Genomic DNA, 13,166 nt, shown 5'->3' on the forward strand with positions numbered 1-13,166 from the left:
GATTGACGTCATACAAGCCAAATATGAACCTCAATTTACAAGGAACAGTGCGATCTGCGGAAACACCGCCAAAAGGGCGATGAACCCCAGCATTCCCGCAACGAAGGGCATGCAGCCGAGGAAAATCCTGCTCAGTGGCACGTCCTGTGCAACCGTCTTGATGACATAAACATTCACACCAAGCGGCGGAGTCACGAGGCCGATCTCAGCGACGATGATGACATAGATCCCGAACCATACAGGATCGATCCCAAGCGCCATGGCGATCGGAAACAAGATCGGCACGGTCAGGATCAGCATCCCGAACACGTCAAGCACGCAGCCCAGCACCAGAAAAAGAAGTGTCACCGCAAGGATGAACTGGAAATACCCCAGATCCATAGCCAGCATCGCCCCTGTGATGGCTTCGATAAAGCCCGTCTGCACCAGAAAACGGGTGAACAGCGTGCCGCCGACGATGATCACGAACAGCATCGTCGACATCAGGGCCGCGTCGGTGAGCGAGGCGCGGATCGCCTCGATGTTCAGGCTGCGCTGCAGTGAGCCCAAGGCAAGCACCGCGAACACGCCGATCACAGAGCCTTCTGTCGGCGTGAAGATTCCCATATAGAGACCGCCCAGAAGCATTGCGAACAGTCCCAGCACCGGTAGCACACCCAGCAGCGCGCGAACCCGCTCGCCCAGACTGGGAATATCGATCTGGTGACCGCCCTGTTTGGGATCGACACGGACGATTAACATGATGATGGCCGCAAAAATTACTGCGATCATCAGGCCGGGAATGACGCCCGCCACGAACAGTGCCCCGATCGAGGTTTCCGTCATCAAACCGTAGAAGATCATGATAATGCTGGGCGGGATCAGGATGCCAAGCGTACCCGAGGCCGACAAGACACCCGTGGACATCGGCATGCCATAGCCATATCGGCGCATCTCTGGGATGATGATCGCGCCCATCGTGCGGGCGGTCGCCGTGCTCGATCCGCTGACGGCGCCGAACCCTGCACAGGCGAAGACCGCCGCCACTGCCAGACCGCCCGGCATCCAGCTCAGCCAGTAGGCCGCGGCGCGGAACATGTTTCGGGCAATCCCCGTGTGATAGATCAGGTTTCCCATCAGGATGTAGAAGGGGATGGAGATCAGCACGAACTTTGTTCCTTCGGACCAGAACGCAAGCGTTGTCTGGGTCATTGCCGTCGATATCGACCCTACAATCGCCAGTCCGCCGATGCCGACAGCCATGAGGCTTAGGCCGATCGGCACGCCGATGACGATCAGAAGGATCAGAAGAATGAAGGCGGCGGTTCCAACGGTGATCAAAGCGCTTCTCCCCCAACGGGGCTGTCTTCCGCGCGGCGCGACAGGAGTTTCCCTGCGGCAAGTGCCGCGCAAACCAGAGCCACTACAGCAAGCGCCGCGCGGAACCAGCTCAGTGGCAGGTCCAGATCCGTTGACCGCTCGTTGAACAACATCATCAGGTCGATATCGCGCCAGCACTGGACGGCAATCAGAACGGACACCACCAGTAGCATCAGCCAGACCAGCCGCGCCAACGCTCTATTTAGGCTTGGCCGCATCATCGCCGTCAGGAAATCCGCGCGGATGTGCACGTTGCGCCGCCAGCTTTCGGGCAGGGCGAGGATTATCGCCATGAAAAGGGCCATGGTTGACGCCTCTTGCGCCCAGATCAGCGGTGCGTTGAAGACATATCGAAGGGTGACATCAACGCCGATGAGCCCAAGGATCATGGGCAGGCAAACATAGGCAGAACAGAAGAAAAGCGCGCGGGACACGTAAGATAGAAAGGTCATGGCTGCCTCCGGTTGTGCGGGGAAGCCGGTCCCGCCTGGACGGGACCGGACGATTTCCAGATGGATCCGCGTCTCCGGATCAGCGTAGGCCCTCGACTGGGGGCAAGGCGAGGATGTCCGCATCGCTCATGGCCGCGTATTTCTCGCGCAGGGTCCGCATATCGGCTACAAAGGAGGCGGCTGTCGAACCGTCACCACCATTCTGGGCCACGAATTCTTCCCACATCGGCGTCAGAAGTTCCGCGATACGCGCCTGATCCTCGGCGCTGGCCTTGACGATGGTCACGCCTTCTTGCGACATGCGCTCAATCGCCTTTTCTGTCAGGCCCATGTACATCCGTGCATAGTCATACCCTGCCTCGTTGCCAGCCTCGGCGACAACGGCCTGAACGTCAGGTGCAAGCCCAGCCAGAAATTCCGCATTGATTGCATGGGGAATGGCGATCCGCGCAACGCCGATCTGGTAGTAGTGCTTTCCCACCTCATACATGCGATAGGCGACCATGTCGGCACTGGCCAGAATGATCCCGTCCACGACGCCCTGCTGGAACGCGGTATAGGCATCGGTGATCGACATGGTTACCGGAATACCCCCCAACCGTTCGACGATGGCGGTGGCCGTGCTGCCACCCGCGCGGATACGCAGACCACGCAGATCGTCGAGCCCACTGATCGGCTTGGATGAAAGGATATCATAGCTGGGGGTCGAGGCATTGAAGGCAAGCTTCACTTGCATGCGCTCGTATTCGTCACGTAGATATTTGGCGTAAAGTTCGTCCATCACCCGCACTGTGGCGATATCGCTGCTGGGCATGGAGCCAGGCAATTGCAAGCCGTGAAACAGCGCGAAGCTGCTGGCCTGGTAAAGCGGCCAGGCCGAGGTCACATCGGTGATGCCGGTGGCTGCGGCGCGAAAGCCGTCGGCCACGGGGTGCAACACCTCACCGGGATAGCGCGCGACAGTCAGCTTGCCGTCGCTGAGCGTCTCAAGGCGCGCGGCATAGGGCTCGATCACTTCCAGCCATGCAGCCGAAGTGGCGGGCTGATTGTAGGACAGCTTGAGTGTTGTTTGTGCCTCGGCAACCGAGGTCACTCCGACGAATGCCACGGCCATGGCGATACTTGTGGCCTTGAGTCCTGTTAGTTTCATCTTGTCCGATCCTCCCTTGATATGGCTGGCGGCATCCCCGCCAGTGGACTTCCGATACGGCATGCCGGCGTTCTTCGCCCCGGTGCCGAAAGACTGCGACTTAGGTTGATGCGCCAGAGGCGTGCTGCCCCGCGATGAACCCGAAGGCCATGCCTGGCCCCAGCGTGATACCCCCTCCCGAGTAGTTGCCGCCCAGTACGCTGGCCATGTCATTGCCCACGGCATAAAGGCCCGCGACAACAGCGCCTTCCTCGTTCAGGACGCGGGCGTGACGGTCGGTCTTGATCCCTGCAAAGGTGCCGATGCTGCCGGGAATCACACGGACGGCGTAAAACGGTCCGTCCTTGATCGGGGCCATACAGGGATTGGGCGTTATCTGCGGGTCGCCGTGGAACCGGTTATAGGCAGTGCTGCCACGGCCGAATTCGGAATCGACCCCGGTCGGCACATCTGTATTGAAACGAGCGACAGTCGATTTGAACACGGACGGATCGACCCCGGTTTTGCGGGCCAGATCCTCCAGCGTCTTGCCTTCGATCAGATAGCCGGACTTGATCGTGGGCCGCAGCGGCAAGGGTGCAGGTTTGACATAGCCAAGCCCGTATTTGCGGATGGTGCGGTGGTCACAGATCAGGAACGCCTCGGCAGGCTGGCCTGACGGCGTCGCAGCTTCCAATCCCTGAACGAAGTCGTGATAGCTGTTGGCCTCGTTCACGAAGCGGCGACCACTGCGCAGCACGGCAATCACGCCCGGCTTGCCACGGTCGATGAAATGCGGAAACGGTCCCTTGGTGCCATCCGGTCGCGGCACCAGACTGGTGGGTGCCCATGCGCCCGCGTTGGGGTAATCCATCAGTGTAGCCGCCCCGATCGCTTCGGCCATGCGCAATCCGTCACCTGTGTTGCCAGGACTTGCAGCCGACACATGTTCGCCTTCGGAAGACGGATGTTTGTAGAGCGCCTTGCGCCGCGCAACATCCTGCGGAAAGCCGCCACAGGCTAGCACCACGCCACGCCGCGCCATCACACGCCGCGGACCTTGTGGGGTCAGGACCATCGCACCTGTCACGGCGCCTGCAGCGTCACGCTCGATTGATTTGACCGGGCTGTTCAGCAACACAGTAACGCCCAGATCCTGGGCAGAGCGGAACAGTCGTGCCGACAGCGCATTGCCGTTGGTCAGAAGCTGAGACCGACCGGTCAGCGCCTTGTCGAGGCCGAACTTGGTCAGCCGCTGGGTCACATACATGAAGGAGGCGGGCGACTTGAACGCCCGGTAGAAGTGCCACAACTCTTTGCCTGATCCGATGGCCAGACCGAACAGCGTCAGTTCCTTGCGCGGCGGACGCAGCTTGTCGAGATCTCGCCCGAGGATAGACGCCTTCGCCGGTCGGACCAGAATCGACCGGCCGCCCGCGGTGCCCCCCGGCGCATCGGGGTGATAATCCGAAAAGGCTGGGGATGCCTCGAACCGCACATGTGTATGCTCGTGCATGAAGGCGACCATCGCAGGACCTGCATCAAGGAAAGCCTCGGCCCGATCCGCGTCGAACTGGTTTCCAGCCTCGTGACGCATGTAGTTGAGCGCCGCTTCCTTGCTGTCCTTGACGCCCGCCTCCTGACTGACGGGATTGTTCGGAACCCAGAGATAGCCACCCGACAGAGCCGTCGTGCCGCCAAAGACCGGTTCTTTCTCGACCACGATGACCTTTAACCCGTTCTTCGCCGCAACGATGGCGGCAGTCATTCCGCTGGCGCCTGACCCTGCCACAAGCAGGTCGCAATCAATTACGGGTAAGGTCTCGCCGGTTCCATCCGTCATGGTTCATTCTTTCTGGTGTAGGAGTATGAGGCGGTTCAGTTCGCCAGATAGCCGCCATCCACCGGCAGCATGGTGCCGGTGACATAGCTGGATAGACTTGAAGCCAGGAACAGCACCGGGCCGACCAATTCCTCAGGATCGCCCACGCGTCCCATGGGGGTATGGGCCATGAACCGCGCCATTGCTTCGGGATTGGCGCGGGTGTCTTCGGTCATCGGGGTCGCGATGACGCCGGGCGCAATGCCGTTGACCCGTATTCCATCAGCGGCAAGATCACATGCAAGCGCCTTGGTCAGTTGGATCACACCGCCCTTCGACGCAGCATAGCTGGCCGAGTTGCGATAGCCGACAAAAGAAGCGATTGAGCCGAGGTTGATGACACAGCCCCGCGTTGCCCTGAGTTGGGGCAGAAGAGCCACCACCATATGCGCAGAGCCAGTCAGGTTCACGGAGATCTGCGCGTCCAGATGGTCCAGAAAACTGGGCTCGTGCGGTGCGGTGCGCCGGGTAATGCCCGCGTTGTTCACAAGGATCGAGATATCGCCGAATATAGCGTTTGCCTGCTCTGCAAAAGCGATGCAGGCCGCGCGGTCTGTCACGTCCAGCGGCAGACCTTCCGCGCGGCCGCCATGGGCCTTGATACGCTCGGCCTCGGCCTTGGCGCCCGCTTCGTTCATGTCGCACAGCACCACTGAGGCACCGGCAGCCGCAAGCCCTCGCGCAATCGCTGCCCCATTGCCCTGCGCCGCGCCGGTGACAACAGCGACATCCCCCTTCAGCAGGTCAGCCAGTTTATCAAGTATCATCTTTCTCCCCATTGTTCGTGCCTGCAATTCCTAAAATTAAACTCCTCATTGCAAAACAAAAATTACATATTACGTAACACGCTATGATCAACGTAACATTGCTTACGGAAATTTTTCATGTCAAGGATCAATTCCGGATCGTTTGAAATGATCCGATCCAAAGGGGGTGACATGAGCATGGACGGGACTGAAAGCGGTGTTCACACGATGCTGCGCTCAGCACAGGGTGGCGTGCAGTCCGTTGAAGTAGCGGGCAAAATCCTTGATGTGCTGATCCAGGCGGATGGGTCACTGAAACTGGCAGAAATCGCTACCCAAGTCGGGATGCCTTCGGCCAAGGTGCATCGGTACCTTGTCAGCCTGATCCGAATCGGACTTGCCCTTCAGTCGAGGGAAACTTCAAAATATGATCTCGGACCAACAGCTTTTCAGCTAGGTATCAAGGGATTCGCACGGTTTGAGCCGCTCAAGGTGGCCGAACAAATGTTGCGCGACATGGTCGAGATGGTCGGCGAAACGGCCGCTTTGGCGGTCTGGACCGAGAAGGGGCCGACAATGATCCGGGTGATCGAGGCGCGCCACGATTACGCGACAACTATCGCCCCCACGCATCATTGCCCCTTGACCTTCTCGGCGACCGGTCTTCTGTTCGCCAGCTTCGAGGATGCCGCCCGCACCGATGCCGTGATCGAGCGCGAACTGGAACAGAACCGCAATGCAGGCCGCCCCAACGCGCCCAGGGACCGCACCCTTCTGGCCGAAATGATCGCCAAGACGCGCGCGCAGGGCTATGCCGTGATGAACAATGGCGGCGGCGATGGTTTCGGCGCCGTCAGCGCGCCCATTTTCGACGTGACTGGGCGCCTTTGCATGGCGCTGACTGTCTTCGGTCGTACAGAGCGTGTCGACGCGCGCCCGGATGGAACTTTAGCACGGATTGTGTCCCGGACCGCTGGCAAGGTTTCATCTGCGTTTGGGCATAAGGTATAAGCTAGCAAGAGAAGACATTTTTTCAGCGACCGTACAAGAAGGCGGCAGGTTTCGTGAAGTACTGCATCTGGTTCCGACCTATACCGACGAAAAGTGCAAAGCTAGAGAATCTCTGCTTTACCAAGAGCATAAAGCGGTCGTGGGCTGCACCGGGCGCTTGGGCTTAAGCCGTGGCAACCAAGCCCCTTCGATATCGACGGTCCAGAGCTACCCGCATGGGCGCAGGGACTTTGGGTAGCGTCTTAGGGGATGATTGCTGAGCTGCGAGCCGAACTGGAGCAAGCGGGGGTGCCAAGATGGAACCAACCGCACGCGACACGACCATTTTTTGCACGGTGAAATGTCAGGAAAACTGGCGCGGCAAAGAACGGGTCAGGAAAAGGAACGAGGTGCGGATCGAAGCGCGGCGCGACCGGCCGCCCTGCCGGTGCTGTGGTGGTGTGATCGATCCGAAGCTGCGCACCGGCACCTTTCTGTGTTCTGTGCCGTGCCGGAACAAATGGCACCGAAAGCATCGGCCGTCGAGGAGTAAGCTCAAGAAAAATGGAGACTCGAAGAAGCTACAAAGCTAAAACTATTTTGCTGCTTTGGCGACATTCCAATGGTCACACTCCAAATGGCTTACTGCCCATTCGTGTCCGTTTAAATAGTCCAAAAGGTAGAGTATATCTTTGGCAAATTTTACAAATTCTTTAACACCTTCTACGTCAACAGAATACTTCACACCGTGTGTCACTTGGTTTCGTTGAGCGACCCACTTTTTTAAGTAATTATGCGCACTCGTTTCGAGAGGAAAATACTCAAAACTGGAACCCTGCGATTCAATAATTCTTGGCAAGACTTCCTGAAAAAGTGTGCTCAGCGAAGGCGACGGCATCTTGTCAACCAAAGCCGACGCGTGAGGAAGCATCAAATTTAGTTGCAACTTAACGGCCGTTTCTAGGGCCGCAAATGCAACTAATAGGGCACTTCGAGGGGCGCTTTGTGCCAAGTCACCAGCCTCTCTTAGTAGATCATGAGATATAGGCTCTTGATAACCAGACCTTAAAACCTGCCCGACACCAAGACGTGCAGAGGTAGACACATTCATCGGACGCGACGGGATGACAGAAAATCCGGTTCTCGTTGGGAAGTAATGCCAACTCTCATGATCGATAGACCAGACAGCTCCTACAGATGCAAACGGTTGATGACTGCTTGTTGAATTTTGATACCACCTTAGCTGCTTGATAAAAATCTGAAGTTTTTTTGAGTATTCGGCATAAGTTGAGGTGAACCACGGTTTGGCACCAGATGGCAAGAGTTCGAAATTTACTATCCAATTGGGCCTAATGTTGCCATGAAGATCGACAATTGTTCCAACCGAAATAGCAGTCTGTGGCAGACCTTCCTGAATGGGATCGTCAAGTAGAAGTCGATTATCCCTTAGGGCCAACAATGTTTCCAAAGCTCTTGGAGGCGGGGTGACATCAGCTAAAATATCACAGCAAAGTTGCCGGGAAAGGTTTCCTTGGTGTTCAAGCTCTCGCATCCAGAGCCGGAACTCTACGCCGTTTGGCCCATCAAAATGCGCAGGAAGATCTGATTCCCGGCTCACATACATATCTCGCAGCGAAAAGGTGATCTTCAGCTTCATGTCCGGTCCTCAGGCGAATTTGGCCCCCCATTGGCCCCCCCAAATCGAAATCCAGCAACTAACCGCCGAGGCGGTTGGTCTGTAACTTGCTGGTTTTCTTGGGAATTTTGGCTCCGGCGGTAGGGATCGAACCTACGACCAATTGATTAGCAGGCGTTTGGCGTCGATCCGGCTTGATCGGGATTTATCCTGATAAATACTTGAAAATAAGGTGTTCTTGCGCTCTGCAACAAAAAACAAGTTGGTCATTTTCGGCTTAGATCGTACTATATCGGGACTGAATGTTGCAGAGAATGTTGCAGAGGATCGCCATGCCCACGGCCAAGCTGACTTCCCGCCCCGAGATCGCCAAGATCAAGAACCCCGCCACGGGGACGGTTTTCTACTCCCACGACGGCGATACCTTGAAGGGCATCCGCCTTGCTGTCGGTGCCCGCACGAAGCTGTGGATTCTGACGAAGCGGATCGACGGCAAGGTGCGCTCGATCAAACTCGGTGATTGGCCTGCCGTCGCGACGGGCGGGGCGGCTGAGGAGATCGCGAAGGCTAAGATTGCGGAACTTGAGACAGGGACGGATGCGAAATCGACCAACATCGCGACCCTGATGGACGCCTTCGAGTCCCACGTTGCCCGCTCCCACGCGAAGGAGGCGACGATTGCGACCTACCGCTTGCAGATCAAGAATCACCTGTCCGACCTGTTCGCGCGCCCGATTGAGCAGATCGCCTTGCCGATGCTCGAGGATGCGCTGAAAGGCAAACCGCCCTCGACCGCAAAGCACCTCGTGCAGATCATCAAAATGGCGTTCCGCCGTGCGGCTATCGTGCGGCGCTGCTTCGACGTGTCAGCCGACTTGAAGGTGACGCAGAAGCACAAGGCGTCAAGCGCCGTGCTGTTCGACCCGAAAGACAAATGGCCCGCGCTCGACCTGATCATGGACACGCGGAGCCTGATCGCCCGCACGGCATGGCTGACCATGCTGTTCACGGGCTTCCGCTCGATCAACGTGCGCACCCTGACATGGGAGCAGGTTGATCTGAAAAAGAAGACGATCACGCTGTCCGAAATGAAGAATGGCCTGTCGCGGACGTTTCCCATTGCGGACGTGCTGATTGAGGCGCTGTCCGTGCTTCCGCATCGCGAGGGGTATGTGTTCCCGGCCGAGTCGAAGACGGGTCACATGGATCAGCTCATGGCGCGCAAGGTTACGGTGGGCGAGGGTGATTACGCGAAGGACGAAAAGGCGCTGCGTCAGCATGATTGCCGTCGCTTGTTCACGACCGCTGCGCGCCGCGCCCGTCTGCCCGAATACATCATCGACGAGTTGCGCGGCGACACGGCGAAGAAGGTTCAAGACATCTACGACCAAGGTTCGGCCAACCATGACGACGTGAACGCGATTGCCGCGCGCATCATCATGGAATGCGGGTTTGCACCTGATCTCTTGGTTGAGCGCATCAAGTCCCCCGACTATGTTCGCTGACGTGGCGGGGCGTTTGTCCCGTCCACTCGTCACCGAGTGATCCCCGAGAGACGCGGCATCGGAATGCGGTCTCGGCCAAGGACGCGCCCCGATGCAGATCAACAGAGCGTCCGTCTCATACCGCAAAGTGAGACCGGAGCCTGTTGAACATGGATCTCGCCGTTGAAGTGCGCGCCCTGCGCGTTGAAGTGAAAGCCCTGACCGAACGCCTTGAGGGCGCTCTCGGTCCCAAGATGATGAACACGGCGCAATGCGCCGCTTTCCTCGGAATGTCGCCTGACCGCCTTTATGAGTGGCGCAAGGAGCGCATCGGCCCGCCCTATCTGCACCTGTCTTCGCGGTCGATCCTGTATGATCGGGATGCCGTGATCGCTTGGGCGCAAACCCATGAAGTGAAATAGCCGGAGCGGGGGTCGGGTTCCCGCTCCGGTTAGGCGTGCATGTGGTATGGAATAACCAACTTATAGACAGTTGGCGCGCGCTCTCACACCGAGTTTCGAGGTCTCGACCACGTTCCGTCAGGAGACGGACCAATGGACGAAATCAATCAGCTTCTGCAAATCACCGACCTGGCTGGCCCCGGCTATTCGGAATTGAAATGGGTCGATGGCAAGAAGGCCTATTATCCCAAGGATGCCAAGATCACGGATGACGTGATCCGCGCGCACCTTGACGGCACGCAACCTATTGGCATCAACATGAACGTGGGGGACGACAAGTCCCATTTCGCTGTCTTTGATCTCGACGATCACGGCGGAAAGCACAACGCCGGGATAATGCTCAAGCGTGTCGGCTTCGTCGCGGCTGCGCTGCACAGCTTGGGCGTGCCCTATTTCGTCGTCAGGTCTGGCGGCGGAAAAGGCTATCACCTGTGGGTTGCCTTAGCGAACGCCGCGCGCATGGACAGCATCCGCGCGCGGATGATGGAGGTTCTCGACGAGGCCAACAGGCTCCTTTCGCAATCGCCTTGGGCGCACGAGAAGTTCGTGCGCGACGATGGGCAGGGCAAGGGCATGTTCCACGAAACGGGCACCATCTGGAAACGTGACCCCCGGCGCGACATCTACGTTGTGGAACACCACGTCGAATTGCTGCCGAAGGGCGGCAAGCGGCCAGTCATCGCCTTGCCCCTCGCACTTGAAAGCGTCGTGATGATTGCGAACGGCATCGACGACTCCGGCGCCATGAAGTTCGAGGAAGGCGGCGAGATCGTTGTGACGCTAGCGCAGGCGCGCAAGAGCGGGCCGAAGTCGGGCCAACGCACCAAGGCTGTTGACGTAGCGGCGGCGTTGCGCTGCTTCATGAAGGTGCGCCCCGGTGGCGGTTACAAGGCATGGACTGATGCCGGGTTCAACATCTTCGCGGCCTTTGGTGAGGATGGCCGGGACCACTGGCTGACCTACTCGCGCGAAACGGACGGTTTCGTCTCGGAGCGTGACGTTCTCGACAAGTGGGCCGACATCGCGAAGGCGGGCAAAAGCGGGCCGGAACCGTTCTGGGCCTATGCGCGGGCGGGCGGTTATGTCGGCGGCATGCCTGACGGGGTGCAGCTTGACCGGAAGGGCGATCAGGCGAAGGTGATCCTTGACGACGTGGTCGGCTCGCTCAAGCTGTTCCGTGATCCCGATGGCACCGCTTATGCCCGCGTTGGCCCTCGGCGCATCATGCGGATCGACTCGATCGAGTTTGCGGACTGGCTGCGGCGTGCGGCCTATGCAAGCGGCGTGACGCCGAGCCAGGAGCAGATCGGCCTCGTCGTCGGCATCGCGCGGGCGCACGCCTATGACACGGTCGAAGACGTGTTTCTGCGGGTCGCAAGGCACGAGGGGCGCATCTACGTTGATCTCTGCGATGCCGCGGACCGGGTGCTGACGATCTCGGCTGATGGCGTCGCGATGATCGAGGGGGATGAAGAATGCCCGGTCGTGTTCCGGCGTTCGCGGCAGATGCCCCTGTCATATACCGAGGGCACGCTGTCGGACATTCGGGCGCTTGTGAACATGGACGACGATCAGTTCGCCATCTTCATGGCCTGCGCCGTCAAGATGTTCTTCCCTGAAACCCCGTCGCCTATTGTGAACCTGATCGGGGAATATGGCTCGGCCAAGACATCGACGACACGGGTGATGCGATCCCTCATTGATCCGGTGACGGCGATGGTCGCGCCGGGCAGCGAGAAGCCGGACGACGTGCTGATCCGGGCTTGGCACAACTATGTGCTGACCCTCGAAAACATGTCGGACCTCACCAAGCTGTCGGACACCCTCTGCGGTATCACCACGGGCATGGGGTTCGAGGTGCGCCAGTTGTTCACCAATGGCGATCTGTTTTCAATCTATGTGCGGCGGCCCGTGATCGTGAACGGCATTGATCCGTCGAAGTACGCGGCAGACCTGATCTCGCGGATGGTCGAGATCGAGTTGGTGAAGCCTGAGCGGCGGATGCTTGAATCCGAATTCGAGCAGAAACTGGCCGAATCCGCCCCGCGCATGTTTGGGGCGGTCGTTGCACTGATCGTCGAGGTGTTGAAGGTGTTGCCCGAGATCGACCCGCATGAGTTCGCGGAGAATGTGCGACTGGCTGAGTTCGGGGCGATTGGCGAGGCGACGGCGCGAGTGCTTGGCAAGGAACCTGGCTGGTTCGTCTCGGTCATGGTCGAGGCGCAGGACATCGCACAGGACGAGGCGGCAGACGACTCGGCCACGATGCAGGCGCTTGAGGCGATGCAGGAGCCTATCGGGCGGCATGGCAAATTCCTTGGCACGCCGCAGGAGTTGCTGCTTGAGATGAAGAATGCGGCGGAATCGTGCGGGATGAACCTCTCTCGACTGCCCTTGACGGCCGCAACCCTGAGCCTGGAGTTGAACCAGTTGAAGCCTGCGCTGCGCAAGCGGGGATGGGAGATCGACAAGAAGACCCGCAAGTGGCTGCTCGTGCCGCCACCTGATCCGTCGGTAGAAGAATTGGCCGCGATGTTGCGGTGATCGTTGGGGCGGTACTTCGGTGCCGCCCCTTCCGTTTGCTGGGTGATCGTCCAAGGAATTGTTTAGTCGGTGGGGCTGCACCCGGTGGGATTACAGGCATTACAGGGATTTCATGCGGTTTCAGCTATAGGGAAACATTAGTTGGTTGGTTGGTGGATAGGGGACCGACCAACCAACTAAATTTTCCTACGCGTATAAAACCGGGGTTTTCCCTGAAATGCCTGTAATGTTGGGCGGTGCTATGGGGTCGTCCAATGAATTGCTTGGTGAGTTACCCAAGAGTTCTCCGCCTTCTTCGTTTCGGCCCTTCAAAACAGGCTTGCGCGCGGTGAGCAATTGATTGGCAATCAACCAAGTTGATCGTCCATATGCTTGATTTACAAGCGTATTCTGGACGGGCCTGTTGCAGAGCACCGAATCTTTGCAACATTTGGGCATATTCCGTGAGAATGCCCCGCAATTATTCCTTTCTAAGGAAGGACC

General features: G+C 58.5%; 10 protein-coding genes. 4 read left to right on the forward strand and 6 right to left on the reverse strand.

From position 1 onward, the window contains the following. Nucleotides 1-30: 30 nt before the first annotated feature. The 5 genes from K7H22_RS01385 to K7H22_RS01405 form a co-directional block, all read right to left on the reverse strand. Complete coding sequence (locus K7H22_RS01385) at nucleotides 31-1,320, reverse strand: TRAP transporter large permease (protein ID WP_230798803.1); 1,290 nt, start codon at nucleotides 1,318-1,320, stop codon at nucleotides 31-33. Further along, nucleotides 1,317-1,811 (reverse strand): TRAP transporter small permease, encoded by a 495-nt coding sequence (locus tag K7H22_RS01390; protein WP_230798805.1) that lies wholly within the window; start codon nucleotides 1,809-1,811, stop codon nucleotides 1,317-1,319. The genes K7H22_RS01385 and K7H22_RS01390 overlap by 4 nt, the downstream gene beginning before the upstream one ends. 79 nt (nucleotides 1,812-1,890) lie before the next feature. Further along, entirely contained in the window at nucleotides 1,891-3,024 is a 1,134-nt protein-coding gene (locus K7H22_RS01395; RefSeq protein ID WP_230798807.1) for a TRAP transporter substrate-binding protein, read from the reverse strand. 37 nt (nucleotides 3,025-3,061) lie between these two features. After that, complete coding sequence (locus K7H22_RS01400) at nucleotides 3,062-4,783, reverse strand: FAD-dependent oxidoreductase (RefSeq protein ID WP_230798809.1); 1,722 nt, start codon at nucleotides 4,781-4,783, stop codon at nucleotides 3,062-3,064. A gap of 35 nt (nucleotides 4,784-4,818) precedes the next feature. Next, nucleotides 4,819-5,589 (reverse strand): SDR family NAD(P)-dependent oxidoreductase, encoded by a 771-nt coding sequence (locus tag K7H22_RS01405; RefSeq protein WP_230798811.1) that lies wholly within the window; start codon nucleotides 5,587-5,589, stop codon nucleotides 4,819-4,821. A gap of 171 nt (nucleotides 5,590-5,760) precedes the next feature. Here K7H22_RS01405 and K7H22_RS01410 point away from each other — a divergent pair, with 171 nt between their 5' ends. After that, nucleotides 5,761-6,579 (forward strand): IclR family transcriptional regulator, encoded by an 819-nt coding sequence (locus K7H22_RS01410; RefSeq protein WP_230798813.1) that lies wholly within the window; start codon nucleotides 5,761-5,763, stop codon nucleotides 6,577-6,579. Between the two features lie 574 nt (nucleotides 6,580-7,153). On the opposite strand, the gene K7H22_RS01415 is transcribed toward K7H22_RS01410, so the two are convergent. Continuing rightward, the gene (locus K7H22_RS01415; RefSeq protein ID WP_230798815.1) at nucleotides 7,154-8,215 is read right to left on the reverse strand and encodes a hypothetical protein; all 1,062 of its coding nucleotides are present in this window, start codon (nucleotides 8,213-8,215) and stop codon (nucleotides 7,154-7,156) included. Between the two features lie 311 nt (nucleotides 8,216-8,526). Between K7H22_RS01415 and K7H22_RS01420 the strand changes: the two genes are divergently transcribed. The 3 genes from K7H22_RS01420 (at nucleotide 8,527) to K7H22_RS01430 (ending at nucleotide 12,683) form a co-directional block, all read left to right on the forward strand. Then, complete coding sequence (locus K7H22_RS01420) at nucleotides 8,527-9,699, forward strand: tyrosine-type recombinase/integrase (protein WP_230798817.1); 1,173 nt, start codon at nucleotides 8,527-8,529, stop codon at nucleotides 9,697-9,699. 149 nt (nucleotides 9,700-9,848) lie between these two features. Then, nucleotides 9,849-10,100: a helix-turn-helix transcriptional regulator gene (locus K7H22_RS01425; protein ID WP_230798819.1), complete on the forward strand. Its 252-nt coding sequence runs from the start codon at nucleotides 9,849-9,851 to the stop codon at nucleotides 10,098-10,100. Nucleotides 10,101-10,232: 132 nt separating this feature from the next. Next, complete coding sequence (locus K7H22_RS01430) at nucleotides 10,233-12,683, forward strand: TOTE conflict system archaeo-eukaryotic primase domain-containing protein (protein WP_230798820.1); 2,451 nt, start codon at nucleotides 10,233-10,235, stop codon at nucleotides 12,681-12,683. Nucleotides 12,684-13,166: the final 483 nt, after the last annotated feature.

The organism is Seohaeicola saemankumensis, assembly GCF_021021435.1.
Taxonomy (GTDB): Bacteria; Pseudomonadota; Alphaproteobacteria; order Rhodobacterales; family Rhodobacteraceae; genus Seohaeicola.

Bases quoted from the DNA above. Each gene is read 5' to 3' on its own strand.
- K7H22_RS01410 (WP_230798813.1), top strand. From the start codon at position 5,761: ATGAGCATGGACGGGACTGAAAGCGGTGTTCACACGATGCTGCGCTCA.
- K7H22_RS01390 (WP_230798805.1), bottom strand. From the start codon at position 1,811: ATGACCTTTCTATCTTACGTGTCCCGCGCGCTTTTCTTCTGTTCTGCC.
- K7H22_RS01400 (WP_230798809.1), bottom strand. From the start codon at position 4,783: ATGACGGATGGAACCGGCGAGACCTTACCCGTAATTGATTGCGACCTG.
- K7H22_RS01430 (WP_230798820.1), top strand. From the start codon at position 10,233: ATGGACGAAATCAATCAGCTTCTGCAAATCACCGACCTGGCTGGCCCC.
- K7H22_RS01415 (WP_230798815.1), bottom strand. From the start codon at position 8,215: ATGAAGCTGAAGATCACCTTTTCGCTGCGAGATATGTATGTGAGCCGG.
- K7H22_RS01395 (WP_230798807.1), bottom strand. From the start codon at position 3,024: ATGCCGTATCGGAAGTCCACTGGCGGGGATGCCGCCAGCCATATCAAG.
- K7H22_RS01425 (WP_230798819.1), top strand. From the start codon at position 9,849: ATGGATCTCGCCGTTGAAGTGCGCGCCCTGCGCGTTGAAGTGAAAGCC.
- K7H22_RS01420 (WP_230798817.1), top strand. From the start codon at position 8,527: ATGCCCACGGCCAAGCTGACTTCCCGCCCCGAGATCGCCAAGATCAAG.
- K7H22_RS01405 (WP_230798811.1), bottom strand. From the start codon at position 5,589: ATGATACTTGATAAACTGGCTGACCTGCTGAAGGGGGATGTCGCTGTT.